23 protein-coding genes are annotated in these 25,893 nt (G+C 73.2%); 11 read left to right on the forward strand and 12 right to left on the reverse strand.

Translation table 11 applies throughout. The features are described from left to right. Positions 1–124: 124 nt before the first annotated feature. The 4 genes from ACGF3J_RS33215 to ACGF3J_RS33230 all read left to right on the forward strand — a co-directional run bounded on the left by ACGF3J_RS33215 (position 125) and on the right by ACGF3J_RS33230 (position 5,009). Entirely contained in the window at positions 125–2,368 is a 2,244-nt protein-coding gene (locus ACGF3J_RS33215; RefSeq protein WP_393855503.1) for a glycoside hydrolase family 9 protein, read from the forward strand. 88 nt (positions 2,369–2,456) lie between these two features. Next, positions 2,457–2,705, forward strand: coding sequence for a hypothetical protein (locus tag ACGF3J_RS33220; protein ID WP_161327645.1), 249 nt, complete (start codon positions 2,457–2,459; stop codon positions 2,703–2,705). Between the two features lie 3 nt (positions 2,706–2,708). Further along, positions 2,709–3,086, forward strand: coding sequence for a toxin Doc (locus tag ACGF3J_RS33225; protein WP_125494390.1), 378 nt, complete (start codon positions 2,709–2,711; stop codon positions 3,084–3,086). A 315-nt stretch (positions 3,087–3,401) separates the two neighbouring features. Next, complete coding sequence (locus tag ACGF3J_RS33230; RefSeq protein WP_393855504.1) at positions 3,402–5,009, forward strand: RICIN domain-containing protein; 1,608 nt, start codon at positions 3,402–3,404, stop codon at positions 5,007–5,009. 58 nt (positions 5,010–5,067) lie between these two features. Here ACGF3J_RS33230 and ACGF3J_RS33235 read toward each other — a convergent pair whose 3' ends face one another. Continuing rightward, positions 5,068–6,237 carry a lactate 2-monooxygenase gene (locus tag ACGF3J_RS33235; RefSeq protein ID WP_161327643.1) on the reverse strand — a complete coding sequence of 390 codons (1,170 nt, stop codon included), beginning with the start codon at positions 6,235–6,237 and terminating at the stop codon, positions 5,068–5,070. A gap of 359 nt (positions 6,238–6,596) precedes the next feature. Between ACGF3J_RS33235 and ACGF3J_RS33240 the strand changes: the two genes are divergently transcribed. Next, complete coding sequence (locus tag ACGF3J_RS33240; protein WP_161327024.1) at positions 6,597–7,031, forward strand: protease inhibitor; 435 nt, start codon at positions 6,597–6,599, stop codon at positions 7,029–7,031. Positions 7,032–7,185: 154 nt separating this feature from the next. Here ACGF3J_RS33240 and ACGF3J_RS33245 read toward each other — a convergent pair whose 3' ends face one another. The 8 genes from ACGF3J_RS33245 to ACGF3J_RS33280 form a co-directional block, all read right to left on the reverse strand. Further along, positions 7,186–7,431 carry a CDGSH iron-sulfur domain-containing protein gene (locus tag ACGF3J_RS33245; protein WP_161327026.1) on the reverse strand — a complete coding sequence of 82 codons (246 nt, stop codon included), beginning with the start codon at positions 7,429–7,431 and terminating at the stop codon, positions 7,186–7,188. Then, on the reverse strand, positions 7,412–8,056 hold the full coding sequence (locus ACGF3J_RS33250) for a HemK2/MTQ2 family protein methyltransferase (RefSeq protein ID WP_202557655.1): 645 nt from the start codon (positions 8,054–8,056) through the stop codon (positions 7,412–7,414). Before ACGF3J_RS33250 ends, ACGF3J_RS33245 begins: the two co-directional genes overlap by 20 nt. Before the next feature lie 30 nt (positions 8,057–8,086). After that, entirely contained in the window at positions 8,087–9,118 is a 1,032-nt protein-coding gene (locus ACGF3J_RS33255) for an iron-containing redox enzyme family protein (protein WP_161327028.1), read from the reverse strand. A gap of 45 nt (positions 9,119–9,163) precedes the next feature. Next, the gene (locus tag ACGF3J_RS33260) at positions 9,164–10,174 is read right to left on the reverse strand and encodes a Ppx/GppA family phosphatase (RefSeq protein ID WP_393855520.1); all 1,011 of its coding nucleotides are present in this window, start codon (positions 10,172–10,174) and stop codon (positions 9,164–9,166) included. Between the two features lie 81 nt (positions 10,175–10,255). Next, complete coding sequence (locus ACGF3J_RS33265; protein ID WP_393855505.1) at positions 10,256–13,078, reverse strand: NHLP bacteriocin export ABC transporter permease/ATPase subunit; 2,823 nt, start codon at positions 13,076–13,078, stop codon at positions 10,256–10,258. A gap of 1 nt (position 13,079) precedes the next feature. Beyond that, positions 13,080–15,302, reverse strand: a complete 2,223-nt coding sequence (locus ACGF3J_RS33270; protein ID WP_161328610.1) for an NHLP family bacteriocin export ABC transporter peptidase/permease/ATPase subunit — start codon at positions 15,300–15,302, stop codon at positions 13,080–13,082. Then, entirely contained in the window at positions 15,299–16,105 is an 807-nt protein-coding gene (locus ACGF3J_RS33275) for an HlyD family efflux transporter periplasmic adaptor subunit (RefSeq protein ID WP_161328609.1), read from the reverse strand. Before ACGF3J_RS33275 ends, ACGF3J_RS33270 begins: the two co-directional genes overlap by 4 nt. A 132-nt stretch (positions 16,106–16,237) precedes the next feature. Beyond that, on the reverse strand, positions 16,238–16,453 hold the full coding sequence (locus tag ACGF3J_RS33280) for a hypothetical protein (RefSeq protein ID WP_003978108.1): 216 nt from the start codon (positions 16,451–16,453) through the stop codon (positions 16,238–16,240). A 580-nt stretch (positions 16,454–17,033) separates the two neighbouring features. Here ACGF3J_RS33280 and ACGF3J_RS33285 point away from each other — a divergent pair. Together ACGF3J_RS33285 and ACGF3J_RS33290 are read left to right on the forward strand one after the other, a co-directional pair. Further along, the gene (locus ACGF3J_RS33285; protein WP_393855506.1) at positions 17,034–18,371 is read left to right on the forward strand and encodes a S1 family peptidase; all 1,338 of its coding nucleotides are present in this window, start codon (positions 17,034–17,036) and stop codon (positions 18,369–18,371) included. A 106-nt stretch (positions 18,372–18,477) separates the two neighbouring features. Then, positions 18,478–20,961, forward strand: coding sequence for a SpoIIE family protein phosphatase (locus tag ACGF3J_RS33290; RefSeq protein ID WP_393855507.1), 2,484 nt, complete (start codon positions 18,478–18,480; stop codon positions 20,959–20,961). A gap of 14 nt (positions 20,962–20,975) precedes the next feature. Here the strand turns inward: ACGF3J_RS33290 and ACGF3J_RS33295 are convergent, their stop codons facing one another. Continuing rightward, the gene (locus ACGF3J_RS33295) at positions 20,976–21,671 is read right to left on the reverse strand and encodes a type 1 glutamine amidotransferase domain-containing protein (RefSeq protein WP_393855508.1); all 696 of its coding nucleotides are present in this window, start codon (positions 21,669–21,671) and stop codon (positions 20,976–20,978) included. A gap of 154 nt (positions 21,672–21,825) precedes the next feature. On the opposite strand from ACGF3J_RS33295, the gene ACGF3J_RS33300 reads away from it, so the two are divergent. The 3 genes from ACGF3J_RS33300 to rfbB all read left to right on the forward strand — a co-directional run bounded on the left by ACGF3J_RS33300 (position 21,826) and on the right by rfbB (position 24,131). Next, positions 21,826–22,776 carry a LysR family transcriptional regulator gene (locus ACGF3J_RS33300; RefSeq protein ID WP_393855509.1) on the forward strand — a complete coding sequence of 317 codons (951 nt, stop codon included), beginning with the start codon at positions 21,826–21,828 and terminating at the stop codon, positions 22,774–22,776. Between the two features lie 114 nt (positions 22,777–22,890). Then, positions 22,891–23,070: a hypothetical protein gene (locus ACGF3J_RS33305; protein ID WP_122615197.1), complete on the forward strand. Its 180-nt coding sequence runs from the start codon at positions 22,891–22,893 to the stop codon at positions 23,068–23,070. A gap of 86 nt (positions 23,071–23,156) precedes the next feature. Beyond that, positions 23,157–24,131 (forward strand): dTDP-glucose 4,6-dehydratase, encoded by a 975-nt coding sequence (gene rfbB / locus ACGF3J_RS33310; RefSeq protein ID WP_393855510.1) that lies wholly within the window; start codon positions 23,157–23,159, stop codon positions 24,129–24,131. Positions 24,132–24,152: 21 nt separating this feature from the next. On the opposite strand, the gene ACGF3J_RS33315 is transcribed toward rfbB, so the two are convergent. Further along, complete coding sequence (locus tag ACGF3J_RS33315; RefSeq protein ID WP_393855511.1) at positions 24,153–24,731, reverse strand: hydrolase; 579 nt, start codon at positions 24,729–24,731, stop codon at positions 24,153–24,155. 132 nt (positions 24,732–24,863) lie between these two features. Here ACGF3J_RS33315 and ACGF3J_RS33320 point away from each other — a divergent pair, with 132 nt between their 5' ends. Beyond that, positions 24,864–25,364 (forward strand): metallophosphoesterase family protein, encoded by a 501-nt coding sequence (locus tag ACGF3J_RS33320; protein ID WP_393855512.1) that lies wholly within the window; start codon positions 24,864–24,866, stop codon positions 25,362–25,364. 17 nt (positions 25,365–25,381) lie between these two features. On the opposite strand, the gene ACGF3J_RS33325 is transcribed toward ACGF3J_RS33320, so the two are convergent. Beyond that, positions 25,382–25,735, reverse strand: a complete 354-nt coding sequence (locus ACGF3J_RS33325) for a hypothetical protein (protein ID WP_393855513.1) — start codon at positions 25,733–25,735, stop codon at positions 25,382–25,384. Positions 25,736–25,893 lie beyond the last annotated feature (158 nt).

Raw genomic sequence — 25,893 nt, forward strand, 5'->3', positions numbered from 1 at the left:
GGACGGGAAACCGGTCCCGTCCGGACCGTTGACGGCATGTCATGTCTGCCACAAGCATGGCCTGCGACCGCATTTGGGAGCGCTCCCATCACGGCGAGCGCCACCTCCCCCGAGGAGCCCGGACGTGAAAAGACGCAGAACCGCGCTCATCTCCCTGACGGCCCTGCTGGCGGCGGCCGTCACCGCGCTGCCCGCCGCACCGGCCGGGGCCGACGAGACCGAGCAGGTCAGCAACGGCACCTTCGACAACGGCACCGCGTCCTGGTGGGCCAGTGGCAACGTCACGGCGGCCGTGTCCGACGGCCGCCTGTGCGCCGACGCGCCCGGCGGCACCACCAACCGCTGGGACGCCGCGATCGGCCAGAACGACATCACCCTGGTCGCGGGGGAGACGTACCGGTTCTCCTTCACCGCGACCGGCACGCCCGCCGACCACGTGGTCCGAGCGATCGTCGGCCTGTCGGTCTCCCCGTACGACACGTACTACGAGGTCAGCCCGCAGCTCAGCGTCTCCGGCGACACCTACGCCTACACCTTCACCTCGCCCGTCGACACCAGCCGGGGCCAGGTCGGCTTCCAGCTCGGCGGCACGCCCGACGCCTGGCGGTTCTGCGTGGACGACGTGTCCCTGCTGGGCGGCGTGGAGCCCGAGCCGCACGTCCCCGACACCGGACCACGGGTCCGCGTCAACCAGGTGGGCTACCTGCCCGCCGGACCGAAGAACGCCACCCTCGTCACCGACGCGACCGCCGCCCTGCCCTGGCAGCTCAAGGACGCCGGCGGCCGGGTCGTCGCACACGGCCGCAGCACGCCGCGCGGCGTGGACGCCTCCTCCGGGCAGAACGTCCACTCGATCGACTTCGGCCGCCACAAGAAGCGCGGCGAGGGCTACACGCTGACCGCCGACGGCGAGACCAGCCGCCCGTTCGACATCGGCACGGCCGCCTACGAGCGGCTGCGCACCGACTCCGCGAAGTACTACTACACGCAGCGCAGCGGCCTCGCCATCAGCGACGAACTCCGCCCCGGCTACGGCCGCCCCGCCGGACACGTGGGCGTGGCACCCAACCGGGGCGACACCGAGGTGCCCTGCCAACCCGGCGTGTGCGACTACAGCCTCGACGTCTCCGGCGGCTGGTACGACGCGGGCGACCACGGCAAGTACGTCGTCAACGGCGGCATCTCCACCTGGGAACTGCTCAGCACCCACGAGCGCTCGCTGCACGCCCGGACCGGGGAACCCTCGAAGCTCGGTGACGGCACCCTCGACATCCCCGAGAGCGGCAACAAGGTGCCGGACGTCCTCGACGAGGCCCGCTGGGAACTGGAGTTCCTGCTGAAGATGCAGGTACCCGAGGGCCAGCCGCTGGCCGGCATGGCCCATCACAAGATCCACGACGAGCAGTGGACCGGGCTGCCGCTTTTGCCGAGCGACGACCCGCAGAAGCGCGAACTCCACCCACCGACCACCGCGGCGACCCTGAACCTGGCGGCGACGGCCGCACAAGCGGCCCGCCTGTACCGCTCCTACGACCGGGGCTTCGCCGCGAAGGCGCTGGACGCAGCCCGCACCGCCTGGGCGGCGGCGCTGGCCCACCCGGACGTGCTCGCCGACGAGAGCGACGGCATCGGCGGCGGCGCCTACCCCGACAGCCGGGTCGACGACGAGTTCTACTGGGCCGCGGCCGAGCTGTACCTGACCACGGGGGAGCGGGACTTCAAGGAGTACGTGCTGAACTCCCCGGTCCACACCGCCGACATCTTCGGCCCGATCGGCTTCGACTGGGCGCGCACCGCGGCCGCCGCCCGGCTGGACCTGGCGACCGTCCCGAACCGGCTCCCCGGCCGCGACGAGGTGCGCAGGTCCGTCGTCCGCGGCGCCGACGGCTACCTGGCGACCCTGGGAGCGCACCCGTACGGCATGCCCTACGCGCCCGAGGGCAACCTGTACGACTGGGGCTCCAGCCACCAGGTCCTGAACAACGCCGTCGTCCTCGCCACCGCCTACGACATCACCGGCGGCTCCAAGTACCGTGACGGCGCCGTCCAGAGCATGGACTACATCCTGGGCCGCAACGCGCTGAACATGTCGTACGTCACCGGCTACGGCGAGGTCAACGCGCACAACCAGCACAGCCGCTGGTACGCCCACCAGCTGGACCCCGCGCTGCCCAACCCGCCCGACGGCACCCTGTCCGGCGGACCGAACTCGAGCATTCAGGATCCCTACGCGCAGAGCAGACTCCAGGGCTGTGTCGGCCAGTTCTGCTTCATCGACGACATCCAGTCCTGGTCGACCAACGAGCACACCATCAACTGGAACGCCGCGCTGGCCCGGATGGCCTCCTTCGTGGCGGACCAGGGCTGACCTCCTGCACGGTCCTCGCGGTACCGTCTCCCTATGGCTCTGACCTGGGTCTATTTACGGGTCAGTACCGGAGCGGTACCGTGGGGGCATGCCAGCTCTGAACGTGGAGTTCAGCGACCGCGAGCTCGAGGACCTGCGGCAGATCGCCAAGGAACGCGGTACGTCGATGAAGGCGCTCGTGCGGGACGCGGCCGCCGCCGACATAGCCCGGCACCGGGCACTGCAGGAGGGGGCGGAGGCGTTCCGCCGGTTCTTCTCGGCCCACGCCGACGAATTCGCGGCCGCCTTTCCCGATGACGAACGACCGCCCGTCCAGGGCGAGGGGCGGGCCGCCTGACCCATGGCCCCGGTCCTGCACATCGACGTGCCGTGGCTGCTACAGCGCCACGAGGAAGTGCTGCCGGAGCAGCCCACGGTCAACGACTTCTCCGCGCTGGTGGCCGCCGTCGCCCGGCACCGCGTGGACCCGCCCCGCCTCGGGGTGGACTCCGACCCGGCCTGGCGGGCCGCCGCCCTGCTGCACACCCTCGCCGTACTCAAGCCGCTGCCCTCGGCCAACGCGCGCTTCGCCTGCGCGACGGCCGTGGCCTACATGTTCGCCGCCGGCACCGGCATCGACCCGCCCTACGGCGCCCTGGTCGACCTCGCGCGCGACCTGATGTCGGGCAAGGCCGACGTCTACGGCGCGGCGGACCGGCTGCGCTCCTGGCAGATCTGACCGGGGTTCGCACGCGCGCGCGGAGAATACGGAAAGTCGTTGCGCGTTTCACGAGTTGCGACGGAATCTGACCTTCTTTCAAAGGCGGGCCGATGTTGCCCGCTCGCCTTGTTGACCATGAGTGGTTTGTGCGAGAGTGAAGCACCCGTGCGGGGGGTAAAGGCCGGGTCTCGCACGCGCTTTGAAGGACCAGGTTCGATTTCGCCATGGCGAATTCACGCTCCCCACACCGAGCCCAAGAGGTACACACCAATCCGGGGTCCCTTTTCGGCGATCGGAACGTCTGAGTCACAGCGCGTGGGAAGGAACATCTCAGTGCCCACCCCCCACCCCCCTCGTCCCGCGTACCCGCCCCCGGGCGGGGATCCCGGGGAGTCCGACGAGTTGCTGGCCGCGCGGCTCCGGGACGGTCCGGAGAGCGAGGCCGCCCGGGTGGCCGCGCTGCTGATGGCACGCCACTGGCAGCCCGCGCACGACTACGCGACCATCTGCCTCGCCACGTCGACCCAGGTCACGGCCATGGTCACGGCCGCCGCCTGGCACCGGGTGCTGGACCGTCTCGCCGAGGGCGAGCCGGCCACCGCACTGCGTCCGCGCCTGCTGGTCGCCGTGCGCGACACGGTCCGCCAGTGGGCCGCCGACCCGGACACCTCCGGTGTGCTGCCGCAGTTGCTCAAGCCCGCCGGCGGACGCGGCATGCTGGCCGCGAAGTCTCTGACTCCGGAAAACCGGACCCTGGCCGCGCGGGCATTCTCCTCCCTTCCCGGACCGGCCCGTTGTTTGCTGTGGCACACAGAGGTCGAAGGCGAGTCCATAAGTGTCCCGGCCGGTCTGCTCGGCATGGATACCGACACGGCGTCGGCCACCCTCGAACAAGCGCGTGAGAAATTCCGCGAGGGTTGTCTGCACGCCCACAGGCAGCTCGCGCCGAGCCAGGACTGCCGCTTCCACAGCCGCCTCCTCGACGTGCCGATCCGCCGGGGCGGCGCCCTGCTGCCGGACGTCCGCAAGCACCTGGTGGACTGCCGCCACTGCCGTCACGCGGCCGATCAACTCGGCCACTTCGAGCGGGAGCTGGGCACCCTGATCGCCGAGGCGGTGCTCGGCTGGGGGGCCCGGCGCTATCTCGACTCCCGTCCCGGCCGGACCACGCTGGGCGGCCTGGGCAAGGGCGCCGCCCGGCACCGGGGAGGGCGCACCGGGCTGCTGGCCCGCATCCCCGTCCCCGTGCGCCGTGCCCCGGGCCGCCCCGGTTCCGGCCGGTCGCCGCTCCGGCAGCTCGGCGCCGCCTCCGCCGGAGTGCTGGCCATCGTGCTGGTGGTCAGTGTGTGGTCGTACGACGGCGGTGGCGCCGATCCGGCCGCCTCCACCAGTGCCGTCGGCGGCGACGGCGAGACGTCCGCCACCAGCCGCCCCAAGCCGCCCGGCGCGGCCGGGCTGCCCACGGGCGCCGATCGGACCCGGCTGCGGAACCTGGGCGCCGACCTGTGCCTGGACGTCCGGGGCGAGCCGAAGGCCGGGACGGGCGCCACCCTGGCGGCGTGCTCCGAGGCGTGGACCCAGCAGTGGACCTACGAGGACGACGGGCTGCTGCGCAGCGTCGCCGACCCGGGGCTGTGCCTGGACTCGCAGGCGGACGCCGGAGTCGTCATTCTCGGTACCTGTGCCGACGAGGGCACCGAGCGGGGCGACGACGTGCGGTACGACCTGACCGACCGGGGGCGGCTGATCCCGCGCCGCGAGCGGCAACTGGCCCTCGCCGCCACCACCGTCGCACCCGGTGCCGACGTCGTGGTCAAGCTGCACAACGACTCGGACAGCCAGCGCTGGCGCAGCGACCCGCTGCCGACGGCGGAGGGTTCCCTGTCGATCGCCCGAACCGACGGCCCGGCCGCCCGCTCGGTGGAGCTGCCCGGCGACTGAGCCGCCGGGCGGCCGGCGGGGCCGGGCTGCGGTCCGTCCGGACGCCGTCGCCGCCGGACTACACCGGGCTCTCGACGAGGTCGGCGGGGCCCGGGGTGGCCGGGGAGGCGTGGCCGGACAGGGCCAGCGTGAGGTCGAGTTCGGCGAGCAGGCAGCGGACCACGTGCTCGACGCCCGCCTGTCCGTCCAGGCCCAGACCGTAGACGTAGGGGCGGCCGAGGAGCACCGCGCGGGCGCCGAGCGCGAGCGCCTTGAAGACGTCGTCGCCGGTGCGGACGCCGCTGTCGAAGAGCACGGTGAGCCGGTCGCCGACCGCCTCCGCCACCCGGGGCAGCGCGTCGGCCGCGGCGACCGCGCCGGCCACCTGACGGCCCCCGTGGTTGGACACCACCACGCCGTCCATTCCGGCGTCGGCGGCGAGCCGGGCGTCGTCCGGGTGCAGGACGCCCTTGAGGACGATCGGCCCGTCCCAGTTCTCCCGCAGGAACGCCAGGTCCGGCCAGGACTTGGCGGGATCGGAGAACATGCCGACGAAATGCATCACCGCCGCGTTCGGATCCTCGTGCACCGGCTTGGCCAGACCCGCACGGAACGCCGGGTCGGAGAAGTAGTTGGCGGTGCCCACGCCGTGCAGGAACGGCAGATACGCCCGGTCGAGATCGCGCGGGCGCCAGGACAGCAGCGGTGTGTCCAGCGTGACGAACAGCGCGCTGTACCCGGCCGCCTTCGCCCGGTCCAGGAAGCTGCGGGCCACCTCGCGGTCCTTGGGCCAGTACAGCTGGAACCAGCGCTCGGCGTCGCCCATCGCCTCGGCCACCTGCTCCATGGGCGTGCTGGACGCCGAGGACAGGATGTACGGCACGCCCTGCGCGGCGGCGGCCCGGGCCGCCGCCGGCTCCGCGTCCGGGTGCATGATCGACAGGACGCCCACCGGGGCCAGCGCCAGCGGCGCCGGCAGCGGCCGCCCCAGTACCTCGACCGAGAGGTCGCGCCGGTGCACGTCCCGCAGCATGCGCGGGACGATCCGCCGCCGGTCCAGCGCCGCCCGGTTGGCGCGTGCGGTGCTGCCGTCCCCCGCGCTGCCGGCGACGTACCCGACGGGACCGGGGCCCAGCCGGTGTTCGGCCAGCTCCTCCAGCCGGGTCAGGTCGGTGGGGAGCCTCGGCACGGCCCCCGTCATGCCGTTCAGATAGATCTCGTACTGGAAGTCCGCCCAGTGCTTCGCCATCCCGGGTCGCCTCTCGTCGTCGAGTTCGCGTCGCCAGCACCGTACTCGCTGGTATGCCGGGGCCGTCCGCCAGGGTGAACGGGCATGTTTCAGGGGTGTTTCAGGCCGATTGGCGAACGCGTGGATCACGCCATTCGGCCAGTTCAAGCCTCAAGAACCGATCAAGAACCGCACAGTTCCGGACTTGGAACGTTCGAATTCTGTGACTTCGAGCCACTGATTCAATACGCAAGGTTACCGAAATCCGGGGGGTCGAGATGAGTTTCGGTGCCGGACTCGGCAGACTCGCGCTCGCCGTTCCGGCACCAACCGAGCCGGGTCGGCATCAACACCCTCGAAAGAGCGGAAGGATGCACACAATGCGGAACACCGCGCGCTGGGCAGCGACTCTGGGCCTGACGGCCACCGCCGTCTGCGGGCCCCTCGCCGGGGCGTCACTCGCCTCCCCGGCTCCCGCTCCCGCGTCGCTCTACGCCCCCTCGGCCCTGGTGCTGACGGTGGGTCACGGAGAGAGCGCTGCCACCACTTCACCGCTCCGCGCGGTCACTCTCACCTGCGCCCCGACGGCCACCGGGACCCACCCCGCGGCCGCCACGGCCTGCGCCGAACTCCGCCACGCCGGTGGCGACTTCGACGCCCTGTCCGCCGCCGACGGGGTGATGTGCACGCGGGAGTACGCCCCCGTGACCGTCACCGTCGACGGAGTCTGGCAGGGCCGGCGCCTCTCCTACGAGCGGACCTTCGCCAACGAGTGCGTGAAGAACGCGGGCAGCGCGAGCGTCTTCACGTTCTGAGAGACCGGGGCCGCCCGGCCCGTGCGGCGTGACCGGTGCTCGCTACTGGGGAGTGCGAGCGCCACCGTACGGGCCCGCGGTCCCGCACCGGGGACGGCGGACGGAGTGGGGCCGTCCGCCGTCCTCCCGGTACGAGCGAGCGTCACAACGGGACTCAGTCCGCCGCCGGCCCGTCACCGGGCCCGGCGGATCTGGCACGGTGGCTGGTGTCGCACCAGGGGAAGCGCCGGCTGCGCCGGCAGGTGCACAGCGCGACCCGGAATCGGTCGGAGAACACCGTCGTCCCGTCCTCCAGTTCCACCTCCACCGGGCCCTCCACCAGCAGCGGTCCCCGCCGCTGGACCTTGATACGGCGAGCGGCACCGGGCGTACGGGCGTCGTCAGACGGGGAGTTCGGCACGGACGACCACCAACTCCTCCTCGTTCTCGGCCAGGGACAGCAGCCCGCGCTGCCGCAGCCACCGCTCCCGGCCGCGCACCACCGGACCGAACGCGATCCGCCGCCGCCGGACCACCGCGGCCTTCAACCCCGCCTCGCGCAGCAGAGCGACGGTGCGGGCGGGATCACTGAGCCCCGACTGCACGAGGAGCAGCACACCGCCGGGACGCAGCAGGCCGGGCACCTCCCGGCAGATCCGGTCGAGGACCATCCGCCCGTCATGGCCCGCGTCCCAGGCCCGGGCCGCACCGCGCGGGCGACGCCCGCCGGCCGGTGCCGGCACGTACGGCGGATTGGCCAGGACGAGGTCGAACGACGCGCCGTGCACCGGCGTGAAGAGATTGCCGTGCAGGACCCGGATCCGCAGCCCCGCCCGGGCGGCGTTGAGCCGCGCGGCCCACACCGCGCGCCACGACACGTCCACCGCGGTCACCCGCCCGCCCCGCACCGCCGCGGCCAGCGCGAGCGCGCCGGTGCCGGTCCCGACGTCGAGCACCGCCGAGCCCGGGGACAGCGGCTCCCCGGACAGCGCCGCGGCCAGCAGGGCGGTGTCCTCCTGAGGGGCGTAGACGCCCGGCAGCACCATGAAATTCACGCGAGCCAGGTACCCGGCCAATCATGAAATAAAAGAAATTTCGGAATGCTCACCCTCCGGCTCGGGAAGGGGCACGACCAGCGACGACCGTCCGGCCCGCCAGTCGGCCAGCAGCCGGGCGCCGAAGAGGTCCTCGACGTGGCCGGTGGCGTCGACACCGAACACGACGTCCGCCGCGAGGTGCGGTTCCTCTTCCAGCAGGCCGTCGATCACCTCGTGCCGCACGATCTGCTCGTGCACCGCGTCCGCCTCGACGTGCTCGTCGTAGAAGTGCTCGGCGGCCGGCCCGGCGCCGGTGCGGCGCATGGCCTCCGCGAGCCGCCGGGAGCCGGGCGAGGACGTGATCTCCACCGCCGCGAAATGACCCACCAGGGCGCCGCGCAGCGACCGGTGCAGACCGAACAGCGACATCATGTTCACCGTGGCCAGGCACTCGGCCGAGGCCGCGTCGAGATGACGGCCGTACGTCGTGTCCAGTCCCAGGTCCGTCATCAGGTCGGCGAACAGGCGGGCGTGCACCCGGTCGGCGCGGCCGCCGCCGTACTCGTCGAACTCGACCGCCGCCATCGCCGCCTTCGCGCGCCCCCACAGCCGCGGCAGCACCCAGGCGTGCGGGTCGGCCTCCTTGAGGTGGTACAGGGAGCGCTGGGCCGCGTACTCCCGCAGCTGCCACAACTCTCCCTCGTCGCGCAGGAAATGGCTGACGCCCTCCCCGTGCACGGGTTCGACCAGCAGCGCCCCGACCGCGTCCGCCACGCTGTCGTGGACCGGCGTGTCGGCCCGCAGGGCGGTGAGGAAGTTCTGCTCCAGCGCTGCCCGGGTGCGCAGCAGGTCCGGATCCCACTCCAGGCCCGGGGACACACCCGCGAACCCCCGGTAGTGCAGCTCGTAGCACTGGTACAGCGCGAGCTGGAGATCGTCGCCGTACGCCTGCGCGGCGGCGGCCTCCTCCGGTCCGGGCAGTGGCCCGGTCCCGAGCAGGTACGCGCCGACGGCCGCGGAGAGGGGGCCCCGGGCCGTCGGAAGCCGTGGTCCTTCGTGGTCGTACTCCATGCGCCGCGAGTACCCCCGGAGACCTCCGTGGCACCTGGACCGCGGTCAGCCCGGCGTGGACGCGAGGCGCAGCGGCGCCGGTGGCCGGCCCGCGGCCTCGTCACTGAGGCGGACGACCTCCTTCCACCAGGACGGGCCCTCCTCTATGTGGCGCAGCAGGATGCCCTCGCGGATCGCCCACGGACACAGCGTGACCGCGTCCACGCCGGTGAGCTTCATGGCGGTGTGCCCGACCACCGCCCCGGCCACGCTCTGCGCGGCCCGCGGTGCGGAGATGCCGGGCAGCCGGGAGCGCTCCGCGGCGGACAGGGCGGCCAGCCGGCCGGCGGCGTCCCCGAGGTCCGCGCAGCGCATCCGCCGCTCCACGAACGGCCCGTGCCGGCCGGGCGAGGCCCCGCACAGCCGCCCCAGCTGCTGAAAGGTCCGGGAGGTGGCCACCGCGGTGCGCGGGCCCTCCCAGCGGATCCGCGCCGCGACGTCCCGCAGCTGATGCCGGACCTTGCGGCGCAGCGCCCTGATCTGCTCCGGCGACGCCGGGTCCTGGCCGCCCGCCAGGAACTCGTGGGTGAGCCGCGCCGCGCCCAGGGGCAGCGAGGCCACGAAGCCGGGCAGCCGGCCGCGCCCGAAGGCGACCTCCAGCGATCCGCCGCCGATGTCCAGCAGCGCGAGCGGCCCGGCCCGCCAGCCCATCCAGCGCCGGGCCCCGAGGAACGTCAGCTCCGCCTCCACCTCGCCGGGCAGGGTGCACAGGGCCACCCCGGTGCGGGCGCGCACGGCGCGCAGCACCTCCTGGCGGTTCGGCGCGGCACGCACCACGGCGGTCGCGAAGGCCGGCGGGTTCGACGCCCCCCACCGGTCCGCGGTCCGGCTCGCGTCGGCCACCGCCGCCACCAGCCGCTCCATGGCTTCCTCCGGGACCGGGGCACCCGGCTTGACCTGCTCCGACAGTCGCAGCCGCCACTTCTCGGTGTGCACCGGCAGCGGCACCCCGCCCTCCGCGTCCGCCACCATGAGCCGGACCGTGTTCGACCCCACATCCACCACGCTGATCCGCATGAGGGGCCACGTACCCATCCGAGTGCCGCTCCAACGCGGTCCGGGACGGTACGACCGGAAACGGGCCGCCCGCCGGCCCGGTCAGGCCAGCTGCCGCCGCACCAGCTCGTGCAGCCGGCCGCCGGTGTCCGAGAGCAACTGGGCGGGCGGCCCCTGCTGGGCGACCTTCCCGTCCTCCATCACGATCACGCGGTCGGCGTCCAGCACCGTGGAGAGCCGGTGCGCGATGACGATCCGGGTGGCGTTGAGCGCCTTGGTGGACTCGATCACGGTGCGCTGCGTCTCGTTGTCCAGGGCACTGGTCGCCTCGTCGAAGAAGAGGATGCGCGGCCGGCGGATCAGCGCCTGCGCGATCATCAGCCGCTGCCGCTGGCCCCCGGAGACGGCACCGCTGCCCGACACGATGGTGTGCAGGCCCATCGGCATCCGCTTGATGTCCTCCGCCAGCCCCGCCATCTCGGCCGCCGCCATCGCCTCCTCCGGCGTGTACGGCTCGGTACCGCAGATGACGTCCAGGATCGATCCGGTGAACGGCTGCGCGTGCTGGAGCACCACTCCGCACTGCCGCCGCACCGCCGACTGGTCCAGCGCGGCCAGGTCCTGTCCGTCGTACAGGACACTGCCCGACAGCGGCCGGTCGAAGCCGATGAGCAGTCGCAGCAGGGTCGACTTGCCGCATCCGCTGGGGCCGACGACCGCCACGAACTCGCCCGGGCGCACCTCGAAGGACACGTCGTCCAGGACCAGCGGCCCGTCGTCGGTGTACCGGAACGACAGCCGTCGCGCCTCGATCGCGCCGGACAGCGGCCCCGGACGGGTGCTGGCGGTGCGCACCTCGGGTGTCGCGTCCAGCACCGGACGGATCTCCTCGAACAGCGGCAGCGCGGCCACCGCCGACACGAAGGAGCCGGTCAGCTGCGTGACCGAGGTCAGCAGCATCGTCACCGAGGCGTTGAAGGTCAGGAACTCCGCCGCCGACATCGAACCGCGCGCCGGACCCGCGAGCAGCATGAACATCAGCAGCGTGCACAGCGGCAGGTACACCGCGCCCAGCACCGCGTTGAGGTTCTTGATCCGTCCCGCCCGCTGCTGGAGTTCGCGGCTGTGCGCGAAGCGCTCCGCCCAGGCCGCGTAGGCGTAGTTCTCGGCGGCGGCCACCCGCAGCTTCGGCAGCCCGCGCAGGGTCTGGAACGCCTGGTTGTTCAGCTTGTTGGTGAGCTTGACCAGCCGCCGCTGCCAGCGCACCTGCCACAGCCCGAGTGCCAGGAAGACACCGGCGACGACCACCAGCATGCCGATCGCCGCGAGCGCCATCGGCACGCTGTACCAGAGCAGCAGCCCCAGGTTCATCGCCCCGACCGTTACGGACTGCGCCACCGTCGGCCCGACGCCCGCCAGCAGTCTGCGGATCGAGCTGATGCCCATGGCGGCGCTCGCCAGCTCGCCGGTGGACCGCTCGGTGAAGAACTTCGTCGGCAGCCGCAGCAGCCTGTCCCACACGGCGGGCTGGAGGGTCGCCTCGATCCGGCCCTCCAGGCGCAGGATGGTGAGGTTCTGCATCAGCATGAAGGCCGCCGCGACGACACTGCTCAGCATCACCGCGAGACACACCTGCACGATCAGCCCGGTCTGCGCCTTCGGCACGAACTCACCGAGCACCTTGCCGGTGGCGACCGGCACCAGCGCGCCGAGCGCCACCGTCACCAGACCGGCGAGCAGCAGACCGGTCAGATCACGGCGGGTGCCCTGGAGGCAGAACCGCAGCAGCCGCAGCGGGCTGAGCCGGCGTTCCGGCAGCGGCCGGTAGAACATCACCGCGCGCGGCTCGAACTCCTCGGCGTTCGCCCTCTCCACCGGGGTCTCCCGGCCCGTCCCCGGATGCACGGCCACATAGCCGCCGCGCCGCCACAGCAGCGCCACCGGCGCCCCCGACAGGGTGCGGTGCCCGACCAGCGGACCCACGTCGTCCCGCCACCAGCCGTCCTCCAGCCGCACGCCGCGGGTGCGTACGCGCGACGCCAGGGCGACACGCTCCACCGGGTCGAGCCGCTCGCTCTCGGTGCCGTTCTGCGCGGGCTCGGCGAGTGCGATGCCGGCGGCACCGGCGACCAGCCTGCACGCCGCGTACGTGGCGTCGGCGTCGGCGGCCGTGGTGCGCCCGGCCGACCGCTTGCCGATGGAGGCCAGCAGCGTCCGGTCGGCCTGCGCGCGCACCGCCTCACCGGCCTTGATACCGGCCGCCGTCCGGGTCTCGTGGGTGCGTTCCAGCTGCTCGATCCAGCGGTCGAGCGTGGTCAGCAGCCGGTGCTGCTGGTCGACCAGGCTCTGCCACAGCGCCGGGTCCATCAGCAGGTCGGCGGCGGCCTCCTCGCCGTACAGCGCCCCGTACTGCACGCTGCCCGGCGGCACCTGCATCCAGAACACGTCGTCGTCGGTGGGCGCCGCCGCCCGCTCGGTGGCCATCGGCGCCTGGAAGAGCACGGTCAGTCCCCGGCCCACCCCCAGGGCGAGCCCGTACTCCAGCGGGCTCGTCGTCGGCGGCACGTACTGGGGGTTGCCGTACTCGTCGTACGACCAGGTCTGCGTGTTCGCCGGCTGGTACAGCTCGCGCAGCCCGATGCGGTGCACCACGCAGTCCCGCAGCGGGCGCGCGACCAGCGTGTGCTGCGGCCCGGCGACCGGCCCGAGCAGCACCGAGCCCGCCTCCAGACGCCCGAGGTGGTGCCAGTGGCCCTGCTCCCCGGCGTCGACCGCGAACAGGTCGACCGCGCCGGACGCCACCAGCCACAGCACCTGGGGGCCCTCCAGGTCGAGGCGGTTGAAGCCGGCGCAGTCCACGCGGGTGCCCAGCGAGCCGAGCGCCCCGAGGACGAGGTCGCCCTGCCCTTCGTGCACGGTCGTCATCTCAGTGCTCCCTGACCAGTGCCGCGTAGGCGCCGCCGTGCGCCACCAGCTCCTCGTGCCGGCCGCGCTCCACGACCGTGCCGTGCGCCAGCACGACGATCTCGTCGCTGTCCCGCACGGTGCTGAGCCGGTGCGCGATCACCACGCAGGCGCAGCCGCGCCGTCGCAGGTTGTCCATGACGACCTGCTCGGTCTCGGCGTCCAGCGCGCTGGTCACCTCGTCCAGGACGAGGATGCTCGGCCGGCGCACCAGCGCCCGTGCGATCTCCAGCCGCTGGCGCTGCCCGCCGGAGAAGTTGCGGCCGTCCTGCTCGACCGGGCTGTGGATGCCGCCCGGCCGGCGCATCACGACGTCGTACAGCGCGGCGTCCTTGAGCGCGTCCACCACCGCGCTGTCGGGTACCGACGGATCCCACAGGGCGATGTTGTCGCGCACGGAGCCCTCGAAGAGGAACACGTCCTGGTCCACGAAGGAGACGGAGGACGCCAGCGCCCCGCGCGGGATGTCCTCCAGCCGCTGCCCGTCGATGCGGATCACACCGTCCCAGGGGGCGTAGAGGCCCGAGATCAGCCGGGACACCGTGGACTTGCCGCTGCCCGAGCCGCCCACCAGGGCCACCTGCTGCCCCGGCCCGACGGTGAGGTCGAAGCCGGTGAGCAGCGGCTTGTCGAGCGGGTTGTAGCCGAAGGAGACGTTCTGCAGCTCGACCTGCCCGCGCAGCCGCCGGGTGGAGTCGGTGCCGCCGGGACGGTCGTAGAGCGGGTCGGCCCGGAAGTTCTCCACGTCCTTCAGCCGGGCCACGTCCGCCGCGAAGTCCTGGATCCGGCCCGCGACGCCGTTCAGCCGGGTCAGCGGGGCCGTGAAGCGGACCACCAGCGCCTGGAACGCGACCAGCAGGCCGACCGAGATGTGCCCCTCGACCGCCCGCATGCCGCCGATCCACAGGATCAGACCGCTGTTGAGCGTCGCCAGCGTCGGCGCGACCACACCCAGCCAGGCGCTCGGCACCCCGAGCCGCTGCTGCTCCTCCAGGGTGGTGGCGTGCTGCCCCGCCCACTTGCGGAAGTAGCCGTCCTCGCCGCCGGTCGCCTTCATCGTCTCGATCAGCTGGAGGCCGGTGTACGCGGTGTTGGTCAGCCGGGCCGTGTCCGCCCGCAGCTTCGCCGTACGGGTCGCGCGCAGCCGGATGACGATCCGCATCGCGAGGATGTTGAGCAGCGCCACACCGATGCCGACGAAGGTGAGCTGGGGGTCGTACGTGTACAGCAGCACGGCGTACAGGACGACGACGATCGCGTCCACGCCCGCGGCGGCGAGGTCGCGGGCCAGCGTCTCGGCGACGGCGTCGTTGGACTGGAGCCGCTGCACCAGGTCGGCAGGGCTGCGCTGGGAGAAGAACGTCACCGGCAGCCGCAGCAGATGGCGCAGGAAGCGGGCGCTGGAGAGGGTGGAGGAGATGATGCGGCCGTGCAGCAGGTTGGCCTGCTGGAGCCAGGTCAGCACCACCGTGAGCAGCACGCAGGCGCCCATCGAGGCGAACAGCACGCCGAGCAGCGAGGTCTGTCTCCCGATCAGGAACATGTCGATGTAGGTACGGCTGAGCGCGGGCACCGCCGCCCCGACCGCCACCAGCAGCAGGCTCGCCAGCACGGCGGCGGGCAGCGTGCCCGCGGTGCCGCGCAGGCGGGCGGGCATCGCGCCGAGCACACCGGGCTTGCGGCCGCCCCGGGTGAAGTCCTCGCCGGGCTCCATGGTCAGCACGACCCCGGTGAAGGACCCGTCGAAGTCCTCCAGGGTCACGAAGCGGCGGCCCTTGCCCGGGTCGTTGATGAAGACCCCGCGCCGGCCGAAGCGGCGCCCGATGCCGTCGTAGACGACGTAGTGGTTGAACTCCCAGAACAGGATGGCCGGCGTCGTCACCTCGGCGAGGGCGGCCAGGTCCATCTGCATGCCCTTGGCCGTCAGACCGTAACCGCGCGCCGCCTTCAGCAGGTTGCTGGCGCGCGAGCCGTCGCGGGAGACACCGCAGGCGATGCGCAGCTCCTCCAGCGGGACGTGCCGGCCGTAGTGGCCGAGCACCATCGCGAGGGAGGCGGCGCCGCACTCGACGGCCTCCATCTGGAGCACGGTGGGCGTGCGGACGGTCTTCGCGCTGCTCCTGGGCGTACGGCGCGCCGGCGGGGCGGCCCGGCGTCGGCCGCGGGTCTCCTGTGCGGTGCTCACGGCAGCAGCCAATCGACGGGACGCTGGTCGGCGAGCCGGATGGAACCGGTGGCCATGGTCATGGAGGTCAGCTCGAACGGCGGCCCGTCGGCGGACGACCACGCGTAGCCGCTCTTCGTGGACTTGGAGGTGTCCAGCCGGACCGTCACGGCCACCGGCCTGCCGTCCTCGGTGAACTGCTCGCCGAGCTGGCTGTCCCCGAGGAACGCGGAGATGGTCTGCGCCGACTGCGCGGAGCGGTCCACCGACTTCACCTTTCCGTGCAGGACGCCGTACTGCTGGGTCGGCACCGACTGGACGGTCAGGTCGACGGAGGCGTGCGCGGGGATCGCGGCGGCCTTCTCGGCGGGTACGTAGACGGTGGCGTAGAGCGGATCGCCGGGGTCGGCGACCTTCTCGACGGAGGCGACGTTCGCGCCGGTCCGGATGATCTGCCCGACGGTCGCCGCGAGGGCGCTGACCCGTCCGGCGTCGACGGCGCGGACCACGCTCTCGCCGTCGGCGGTACGCACCTTCAGCACGGGGGAGTCGGCGGCCAGCCGCTGGCCCGGGCGCGCGAGGACCGCCGTGACCTGCCCCGAGACGGGGCTCTGCAGCAGGTAACTGCCCTGCCCGTGGGTGAGGATGGCGGGTGCGCCGACGGTGGAGGTCACCGAGCCGCCCACCGCCCACACGGACGCGGCGGCCATCGCGACCACGGTCACGGACAGCACCAGCCAGCCCTGCGGGCGGGCGAAACGCACCGGGAGGTCTAGTTCCTCCGGTGACTGGAGCTTGGAGAGGGCCTGCTGGCGGAACTGCACGTCGGACGTATCCCAGTGATTCCCGGAGAAAGCCTGCGAGGGGACGCCCCGGAGGCCGGAGATGCTTGTGAAGAACGGCCGAAAAGTCCCGGAGCCTGGGTGGCTCCGGGACTCAGCGGCACAGGGGCCCGATCAGAGACCGGCGACCAGGCCGGTGACCGGCGCGGTGTTCAGGCCGGTGACACCCTCGACGGTGCCGACGGCCGTGTTGAGCAGACCGGAAACCGGGGCAATGCCGTCCACCAGGCCGGTGACGGTGCCGACAGCGTTCACGTTCAGGCCGCCGGAGACGTTGTCGAGGTCCGCGTCCGAGATCTCGACGGTCTCAACCTGGGGGGTGGAGTTCATGATGGAACTTCCCTTCGTATAGCCATTTCACAAGGGGGGAGCGGCCCCCTCTGGGGACAGATGACGGCCGCGACCGCAGGTGCCGGACGCCCGTTTCCGGAGCGTCCGCTGCTCCCGCGGTGCGATGGATCAAAGCACGCGGCCGGTCCGGGCTTCCAATCACTCACCCCCTCCCACCAGGGCTCTTGCGACTAAGGGGCACCCAAAGGTGCAGGCGCGCGCACGGCTTCGCGGCCACTTCTTCACACGGCGGGCGACATCGGCCCGCACTACCCCTTGCCCGCGCCGGGCCGATTGGGACACTCCCGCCCCAAAGGCGTGGGCGGTGCCGCGCGGTTGTGCAGATCCCCCAGCCGGGGTGACCGGGTTGGGCATTCGATGTGCAGATTCGCTGAAGCGGGGATTCCGCTCCGTGATCGGCACCGTGCGTGTCCGCTCGGGCGCGGAGGGTGCCGATCGGGCGGAGCGGGAGGGCCCGGCTGAACGCCCCGCCGGGTCCGTGCGTACCAACTGCCGTCCGGGCGCCCCCCCAACAGCTGCCGGACCGCGGCACGGTCCCGGTCCCAGGAGGTCGAGTAGGTTGAGTCACAAGCGAATTCCGAAGCGCAGGGCCGCGATGGCGGCGGGCGGTGTGGTGGCGCTCGGCGCGGCCGCCATCCTGCTCCCGAACGCCAACGCCTCGCAGGACGGCGGGTCTTCGGACGCCGCGGCGGCGCCGAGGACCCTCAAGGCGGCGGACGCGTCGGATCTCGCCTCGCAACTCGCCGGGATGCTGGGCGACGCCTTCGCCGGCTCGTACTACGACACCGGCGAGCAGCAGCTCGTGGTGAACGTCGTACCCGGTGACAACAACCAGGTCATCGTGGAGGCGAAGAAGGCGGGCGCGGACGTCCGCGAGGTCGACAACAGCATGGGCGAGCTGCGCGGCGGCGCGTCGACGCTGAAGTCCGAGGCGACCATCCCCGGCACCTCCTGGGCGATCGACCCCCGCACCAACAAGATCCTGGTGACCGCCGACTCCACCGTCACCGGCGAGAAGTGGGACAAGCTGGAGTCCACCGTCCAGGGCCTCGGCTCCGGCATGGCCACCCTGGAGAAGTCCGCCGGCACCTTCCGGACCTTCGTGTCGGGCGGCGACGCCATCTTCGGCGGCGGCGCGCGCTGCTCACTCGGCTTCAACGTCACCGCCGGCGACGGCTCCCCGGCCTTCCTGACGGCCGGTCACTGCGGGGTCGCCACCGAACAGTGGTCCGACGCCCAGGACGGGGCGCCGATCGGCACCGTCGACCAGGCGGTCTTCCCGGGCGAGGGCGATTTCGCTCTCGTCAAGTACGACGACCCGGCGACCGAGGCGCCGAGCGAGGTCAATCTCGGCGACCAGACCCTCGCGATCGGCCAGGCCGCCGAGGCGACGGTCGGTCAGCAGGTCTTCCGCATGGGCAGCACGACCGGACTGGCGGACGGGCAGGTCCTCGGCCTGGACGCCACCGTCAACTACCCCGAGGGCACGGTCACGGGCCTCATACAGACCGACGTCTGCGCCGAGCCCGGCGACAGCGGCGGGTCCCTGTTCACCCAGGACGGACAGGCGATCGGCCTGACCTCCGGCGGCAGCGGTGACTGCACGGTCGGCGGCGAGACCTTCTTCCAGCCGGTCACCACCGCCCTGGAGGCGGTCGGCGCCACCCTCGGCGGCGACGCGGCGGGAGGCGCGGGCGACCAGGCCGGCGGCGAAGAGGCCGGCGGCGAGGAGGCTGGGGGCGGCGACGCCGTCGGCGGAGAGGAGGCGGGTGGCGAGCAGGCCGGTGGCGACGCGGGTGCCGGTGACGCGGGTGCCGGTGACGCGGGCGACGGTACCGGCAGCGGCCTCGGCGGCTCCGACGACGAAACGGGCGCCCACGACGGCTCGACCGGCTGACAGCACAACGACGGGCGGTCCGGACCTCCGGCGGGAGGACCGGACCGCTCCTTCGCGCGTCGTCGGACTCCTGAGCGCCGCTACCTGAGCCCTAGGGGCTGCGCAGATGTCCTGTAAGCGCTGTAATGGCGGGGTGGTCGGACAGGGCGCTGCGGAACGCGGATCGAGGACGCTGCGTGCCGAGGGTGCCCTGAAGGCGATCGCGTCCGGCCCGGAGCAGGAGGAGCGGCCTCGCCGGATCCTCGAACAGGCGCTGGTCTTCGCGGGCGCCTCACTCGCCGCCCTCTACACCCCCGGCGACGACCCCGAGCTGCTCTGCCTGTCCGTCTCGGCCGGTGTGCCGCGGACCCTGTACGGAGTACGGGACAGCTACCCGGCGTCCGGCGGCTCCCCGGTCGCCGACGCCCAACGTGGCGGCGAGGCGGTGTGGATCGGCCCGGAGGAGTTCGCCGGGTCGGCCGAGTCGCGGCACGTGCCCTCCAGCGGCTTCTCCCTCGCCACCCTCCCGGTGAGTGGGGACGGCGGCGGCTGCCTGCTCGCCCTGACCGAGCGCCCCGAGGGGTTCGACGCGGAGGACCGGGCCTGCCTCGAACTGGTCGCCGAGGCACTGACCTGCCCCGCCCCGGCCGAGGCCGAGGAGGCAGCGGAGGACGAGGAACTGCTGCCGGGGTCCTTCAGCCTCGCGATGGACACCGGCCGCGTCGAGGTCGGCGACGACATCCTGCGCCTGTTCGGGCTCGCCCCCGGCGAGTTCGACGGCAAGGTGGAGACGCTGCTGGGCCTCACCGTGCCGGAGGACCTGCCGTCCCTGATGTCGGTGACCGAGTCCGACCACATGACCATCGGCGACCGCGAGCTGGAGTTCCGGGTGCTGCAACCGGCCGGCCCGCCGAAGTGGCTCCGGCTGAGCGGACGCCTGCTGCCCGGCGGCGAGGGGCGTCCGACCCGCCTGGTCGGCACCGTCGTCGACGCATCCACCCTCCGCCCGGACGTGACCGACGTGGCCCGCGTGCAGCGGCTCGCCGCCGCGCTGGCCACCGCCGGTACCGTCCGCGATGTCGGCCAGGCCGTGGTCGCCGCCCTGCGCAGACCGCTGCGCGCCGACCGGATCGCCCTGGCCGAGCTGGAGAACGACCGGCTCGTCGTCACCGTCCTGGACCCGCCCGAACCGGAGTCCTGGCCCGAGCTGTGGCGGCTGGAGTGGCGCACCGAGTGGCCGGACGCGCCGGTCCGGGCCATGCCCACCCTCGCCGCCGCGCTGCGCGAGGGACGCGCCCGGATCTGGCCCGCCGGCACCGGCGACCTGGAACCCGCCCTCGCGGACGTCGGCCCCGGCGGCCTCGCCGTGCTGCCGCTTCCCGCCGCCGGCCGCATGGCCGGCGCCTGTCTGATCGGCTGGGACACCCCGCACGACTTCGGCCCCGACGAACGCGCCCTGCTCACCGCCTCCGCCGGCCTCGCCGGACAGGCCCTGACCCGCGCCCGCGCCTTCGACGCCGAGCACGAACTCGTCGGCATGCTCCAGCGCCAGCTGCTGCCGCGCCGGCTGCCGAAGCTGCCCGGCGCGGTCGCCGTCGCCCGGTACCTGCCCAGCACGGCCGGGCTCGAGCTGGGCGGCGACTGGTACGACGTCATCCCGCTGCCCGACCACCACGTCGCCCTCGTGATCGGCGACGTCCAGGGCCACAGCGCCGGCGCGGCCACCCTCATGGGCCAGATGCGCACCGCCCTGCGCGCCTACGCCGTCGAGGGCCACCCGCCGGACGTCGTGGTCTCCCGCGCCAACCGGCTGCTGACGGGCATGGAGACCGACCTCTTCGCCACCTGCGTCTACGTCGACCTCGACATGGAGGAGGGCTCGGCCTGGTGCGTCCGGGCCGGTCATCTGCCGCCGGTGCTGCGCCACCCCGACGGCAGCACGGACATCGCGGAGGTGCCCGGCGGCCCACCGCTCGGCGTGGTGACGCAGGCCGCTTTCCCGATGAGCCCGCTGCGGTTGCGGCCCGGCACGCTGATCGCCCTCACCACCGACGGGCTCGTGGAGTCCCCCTACGCCGACATCGACGAGGGCATGGACCGCTTCGCGCACGCGCTGGCCGCGTCGGACCCCGCCCACCTCGGGCTCGTCGCCGACGCGCTGCTCGGCAACGCCCGGCGCAGCGACGACGTCGCCCTGCTCCTGGTGCGCTACGACGGCATGGCCCTGCGCCCGCTGCGGGAGAGCTGGTCCGTGTGGCGGCTGCCGGAGGCCGTGCGGCACGCCCGCCGCTTCACCCGCCGCACCCTGCGCTCCTGGGGCGTGCCCGACGACGGCATCGACGCGGTGCTCCTGATCGTCTCCGAGCTGGTCACCAACGCCCTGGTGCACACCGACGGCCGGGTCCGGCTCGACCTCGCCCTGATCGGCGGCCGGATGCGGGTGGCGGTGGCCGACGCCTCACCGCGTACGCCGGTCAAGCCGACCAGCATCGGCTGGGAGGCCACGGGCGGACGCGGCATCCTCCTGGTCGAGGCGATGTCGGCGGCGTGGGGGACGCTGCCGGTCGGCGGGGGCAAGCTGGTCTGGAGCGAGATCCCGCTGAACCCGTGAGCGCCCCGGCCGCTTCAGCCGAGCCGCTTCAGCAGCTCCTCGGCGAGCGGGGCGGCGGACGCCGGGTTCTGGCCGGTGACCAGGTTCCGGTCGGCGACCAGGTGCGGGGCCCACGGCTCGGCCGCGCGGACGACGATCCCGGCCCGGCCGAGCCGGTCCTCCAGCAGCCACGAGGCCCGCTGCGCGAGACCGCCCTGCGTCTCCTCCTCGTTGGTGAACGCCGTCACCTCCAGGCCCGCGAAGGCATTGGCCCCCTCGGCGTCCACGGCGGCCAGCAGCGCGGCCGGGCCGTGGCAGACCACCCCGAGCGGGGTCCCGGCACGTAGCGCCTCGGTCAGCAGCCGGCCGGAGTCGGCGTCGACGGCCAGGTCCTCCATGGGGCCGTGGCCGCCGGGGTAGAAGACCGCCGCGTAGTCCCGCAGCCGGACGTCGGAGAGGCTCACCGGGTGCCGCAGCTCCGTGAAGCCCTCCAGTGCGCGCGCGATCCGGTCGGCGTTCTCCTGGCCGCCGTTGACCTCGGGGGCCAGCGACGCCCGGTCGACGGGCGGCACGACCCCGCCCGGCGTGGCCACGACGACCTCGTGACCGGCGGCCGTGAACGCCTCGTACGGGGCGACGGCCTCCTCCGCCCAGAAGCCCGTCGGGTGCCGGGTGCCGTCGGCCAGCGTCCAGTGGTCGGCGCCGGTGAGGACAAAGAGGATCTTCGACATGTGAGGTCTCCCGGAAGGACGGGCCGCGATCCGTCGTACGCGGCGCTGCGTCCGAAACTAGGACCCGAGACCTGCGCATCGCCAATGCCACGACCGATGACAGCCATAGGAATCCCTATGGCAGCGTGCCGCCGTACCGCCGTAGGGTTCAGAGGTGCGACACAGCGACCCCGCGGCGGACCCCGCCGGCGCCACGCCCCCGGCCCCGGCGCCGCCCGACCTCAACCTGCTGCGGACCTTCCTCGCGGTCCACCGCTCCAGGTCCTTCACGGCCGCGGCCCGGCTCCTCGGCCTGTCCCAGCCGACCGTCACCACGCAGATGCGCGCCCTGGAGCGGCAGACCGGCCGCGAACTGTTCGAGCGGCTGCCGCGCGGAGTCGCCCCGACCGCGGTGGCCGACGAACTCGCCGCGCGGGTCGCCGCGCCCCTCGACGCGCTCGCGGCGGCCGCCGGGCACGATCCGAACGGCCGCACCCGGCCCGGGCCGGTTCACCTGGCCGGACCCGCCGAACTGCTCTCCACCCGCGCCCTGCCCGCGCTCTCCGGCCTGGTCGCCGACGGCGTACGGCTGCGGGTGGGTCCCGGTCTGACGGACCCGCTCCTCGACGAGCTGCGGGCCGGGCGGCACGACCTGGTGATCGCCACGAGCCGCCCGCGCGGCCGCGGACTGTCCGCGGTGCCCCTGGCGGACGAGGAGTTCGTCCTGGTCGCCGCCCCGGCCCTGGCCGACCGGCTGCGGCCCGCCCTCGCCGCCGAGGGGCCCGGTGCCCTGCACGAGGTCCCCCTGATCAGCTATGCCGAGGACCTCCCGATCGTCCGCCGCTACTGGCGCCACGTCTTCGGCCGGCGCCTGACCTGCCGTGCCGCCGTCTCCGTCCCCGACCTGCGGGCGGTCGTCGCCATGGTCGCCGCCGGGTCCGGCTTCAGCGTCCTGCCGCGGTACCTGTGCGCCGCCGAACTGGACTCCGGCGCGCTCGCCCTGCTCGACGAACCCGAGGACGCGCCGATCAACACCGCCTACCTGGTGCACCGCCCCGGCGCCTTCGACAACCCGCACGTGCCCCTCGTCCGGGACCACCTGCTGCACGCCGCGCGCGAGTGGTGACCCGCGCCACACCGGGCCCGTGGCGGCTGTGTGGCCCGTGCGCCCGGTGTTTCGCGGCGTCGTGCCCGGGGACCCGAGGGAGGTAGACAACGGACCCAAGGAGGATGAAACCCCGTGAGAACGGACACCAGCGAGCACATCGTCGTCCGGAGGCCGGAGACGGGCTGGTCGAAGGCCCGTCGGCTGCGCGCCAGGGGTGCCATGCGCACCTGCATACCCGCCGTCGAGGACCGCGGAGTTCCCCGCGCACCGCGAACGGGCCAGGAGTCGAACATCGTGCGCGGCGAGGACTGAGACCGCCCGGCGGCGGACCACACGGGGCACCTGGGTAACGTCGGTACCGTCCCGCACCGCATCCCGACCGCAGCAAGGCACCGTTCATGCACCTCCTGGTCACCGGCGCCGCCGGCTTCATCGGCTCCCGGTACGTCCGGACGCTCCTCGCCTCCGAGACTCCCGGGGCGCCGCACATCACGGTGCTGGACGGCCTCACGTACGCGGGCACCCTCACCAATCTCGAAGTGGGCCACCCCCGGCTGCACTTCGTGCACGGGGACATCCGTGACGCCGGACTCGTCGACAAGCTGATGGCCGACGCCGACCAAGTGGTGCACTTCGCCGCCGAGTCGCACGTGGACCGCTCGATCGACGCCGCCGCGGACTTCGTCCTCACCAACGTCGTCGGCACCCAGACCCTGCTGGACGCGGCCCTGAGGCACGGCGTGGGCCCCTTCGTGCACGTCTCCACCGACGAGGTCTACGGCTCCGTGGACGCCGGTTCGGCGACCGAGGAGCACCCGCTGCGGCCCAGTTCCGCCTACTCCGCCTCGAAGGCGTCGGGCGACATGCTGGCCCTCGCGTACCACCGCACCCACGGCCTGGACGTACGGGTGACCCGGTGCTCGAACAACTACGGCCCGCACCAGTTCCCCGAGAAGATCGTGCCGCTGTTCGTCACCCGCCTCCTGGACGGGCTGAGCGTGCCGCTCTACGGCGACGGGCGCAACGTACGCGACTGGCTGCACGTGGACGACCACTGCCGGGGCGTCGACCTGGTGCGGACCCGGGGCCGGGCCGGCGAGGTCTACAACATCGGCGGCGGCACCGAGCTGAGCAACCGCGACCTCACCGGGCTGCTCCTCGACGCCTGCGGCGCCGGATGGGACCGCGTCGTGCACGTCGAGGACCGCAAGGGGCACGACCTGCGCTACTCGGTCGACTGGGGCAAGGCCCGCGACGAGCTGGGCTACCGTCCCCGCCGCGACCTCGAGGCCGGGCTGGCCGGGACCGTCGCCTGGTACCGGGACAACCGGGCCTGGTGGGAGCCGCTCAAGCGGCGCGTCGGCGCGGGGTGAGGGGCCGACGCGCCGAGGGGCTCAGTGGCCCTTGGTCAGCAGCCCCAGGATCTCCGCCGTCGTGCCCGACTCCCCGAGCCGCGGGAAGATCCGCTCGACGCTGTTGCGGTGCGCCCGCGCGTCCATGTCGCTCATCGCGTCGGTGGCGAGCGTGACGTGGTAGCCGTGCTCGTGGGCGGCGCGGGCCGTGGACTCCACGCCGATGCTGGTGGCGATGCCGGTCAGCACGATCTGGGTGATACCGCGGCGGCGCAGCTGGACGTCGAGGCCGGTGCCGTGGAAGGCGCCCCAGTTGCGCTTGGTGACGGTGAGGTCGCCGGGGTGGCCGGTCAGCTCGTCGACGACGACGTCCCAGCCCTCGGGCCGGGCCCCGCCGGGTCCGGCCTCCGTGCGGCCGGGCACGGCGTCCGCCCCGTCGGCGGCGAAGGAGACCCGGACCAGGACCACGGGCAGGTCACGGGCGCGGAACGCGTCCGCCAGCTCGACGCTCCGGGCGACGACGTCGGCCCCGGCGAACGGCTCGGTCGGTGCGGCGACGATGCCCGCCTGGAGGTCGATCACGACGAGGGCGGTGCGGGGGTCGAGGGTGGTGACGGCCATCAGGGGGTGCCTTTCGGATGCTTCTTGGAACGCCGGAGACCTTTCGCCTCCATGCCGGCACGCTAATTTCTACAGTCAACACTGTCCAGTTAAGACTGCACAGTTTTACCTGTTGATTGCTACCCTGGAGGCGTGCGTCTGCTCCTCATGTCCGACACCCACCTGCCCAAGCGGGCGAGGGAACTGCCGGCACCCCTGCTGGCGGAGATCCCGCGCGCCGACGTCGTGCTGCACGCGGGGGACTGGGTCGACGCGGCCACCCTCGACCTGCTGGAGAGCCGCAGCCAACGGCTCGTCGCGGTGTACGGCAACAACGACGGACCGGGACTGCGCGCCCGCCTCCCCGAGGTGGCGTACGCCGACCTCGGCGGCCTGCGCTTCGGAGTCGTCCACGAGACGGGCGCGGCCCAGGGTCGCGAGGCCCGCTGCGCCGCCCGCTTCCCCGGCCTGGACGTCCTCGTCTTCGGACACAGCCACATCCCGTGGGACACCACCGCGCCCGGCGGCCCGCGCCTGCTGAACCCGGGCTCGCCGACGGACCGGCGCCGCCAGCCGTACTGCACCTACATGACGGCGACGGTCGCCGGCGGCCGCCTCGCGGACGTGGAACTGCACAGGCTGCCCCGGCGCTGAGCCGTGGCGCCGCCCGGCTACGCCCGTCCCAGGAGCAGCGTGCCCACCCATCCGAGGGCCGCGCACCATCCCAGCAGGCACCCGGCCAGCAACCGCCGCCGCAGCGCCCGGTACCGCTCCTCGTACTCCGCGCGCAGCCGCCCGGCACGTTCGGCCGTGCGCTGCCAGGAGGCGCGGCTGAGCGCGAGGTACTCGGCCTCGAAGCGGTCCTCCACCTGCCGGAGCTGATGCCCAGTCAGCAGGTAGAGGGAGGCGGAGAAACGGGCGGCGGCCGTCCGCCCCTCCTCGCGGGTGGCGGCCACCAGCAGGTGCCCCTCGATCTCGTTGATGAGCGCCCGGGCCGCCGCCGGGCGCACGCCTTCGCCCGTCACCGGAGCGTCAGCTCCCGCTCCGCGCCGGCGGCGGGGGAGTGGTGCAGGTCGAAGGCGGGCGACTCGCTGCGGATGCGCGGCAGGGTGAGGAAGTTGTGCCGCGGCGGCGGGCAGGAGGTCGCCCACTCCAGCGAACGCCCGTAGCCCCACGGGTCGTC

Source organism: Streptomyces sp. NPDC048171 (genome assembly GCF_043202655.1).
In the GTDB taxonomy this organism is placed as follows: Bacteria; Actinomycetota; Actinomycetes; order Streptomycetales; family Streptomycetaceae; genus Streptomyces.

Excerpts from the sequence above, each read along its gene's own strand:
- ACGF3J_RS33255 (WP_161327028.1), bottom strand. The coding sequence starts at position 9,118 with ATGGAGTACGACCACGAAGGACCACGGCTTCCGACGGCCCGGGGCCCC.
- ACGF3J_RS33240 (WP_161327024.1), top strand. The coding sequence starts at position 6,597 with ATGCGGAACACCGCGCGCTGGGCAGCGACTCTGGGCCTGACGGCCACC.
- ACGF3J_RS33250 (WP_202557655.1), bottom strand. The coding sequence starts at position 8,056 with ATGGTGCTGCCGGGCGTCTACGCCCCTCAGGAGGACACCGCCCTGCTG.
- ACGF3J_RS33225 (WP_125494390.1), top strand. The coding sequence starts at position 2,709 with ATGGCCCCGGTCCTGCACATCGACGTGCCGTGGCTGCTACAGCGCCAC.
- ACGF3J_RS33265 (WP_393855505.1), bottom strand. The coding sequence starts at position 13,078 with ATGACGACCGTGCACGAAGGGCAGGGCGACCTCGTCCTCGGGGCGCTC.
- ACGF3J_RS33315 (WP_393855511.1), bottom strand. The coding sequence starts at position 24,731 with ATGGCCGTCACCACCCTCGACCCCCGCACCGCCCTCGTCGTGATCGAC.
- ACGF3J_RS33290 (WP_393855507.1), top strand. The coding sequence starts at position 18,478 with ATGTCCTGTAAGCGCTGTAATGGCGGGGTGGTCGGACAGGGCGCTGCG.
- rfbB (WP_393855510.1), top strand. The coding sequence starts at position 23,157 with ATGCACCTCCTGGTCACCGGCGCCGCCGGCTTCATCGGCTCCCGGTAC.
- ACGF3J_RS33280 (WP_003978108.1), bottom strand. The coding sequence starts at position 16,453 with ATGAACTCCACCCCCCAGGTTGAGACCGTCGAGATCTCGGACGCGGAC.
- ACGF3J_RS33235 (WP_161327643.1), bottom strand. The coding sequence starts at position 6,237 with ATGGCGAAGCACTGGGCGGACTTCCAGTACGAGATCTATCTGAACGGC.
- ACGF3J_RS33260 (WP_393855520.1), bottom strand. The coding sequence starts at position 10,174 with ATGCGGATCAGCGTGGTGGATGTGGGGTCGAACACGGTCCGGCTCATG.
- ACGF3J_RS33220 (WP_161327645.1), top strand. The coding sequence starts at position 2,457 with ATGCCAGCTCTGAACGTGGAGTTCAGCGACCGCGAGCTCGAGGACCTG.
- ACGF3J_RS33295 (WP_393855508.1), bottom strand. The coding sequence starts at position 21,671 with ATGTCGAAGATCCTCTTTGTCCTCACCGGCGCCGACCACTGGACGCTG.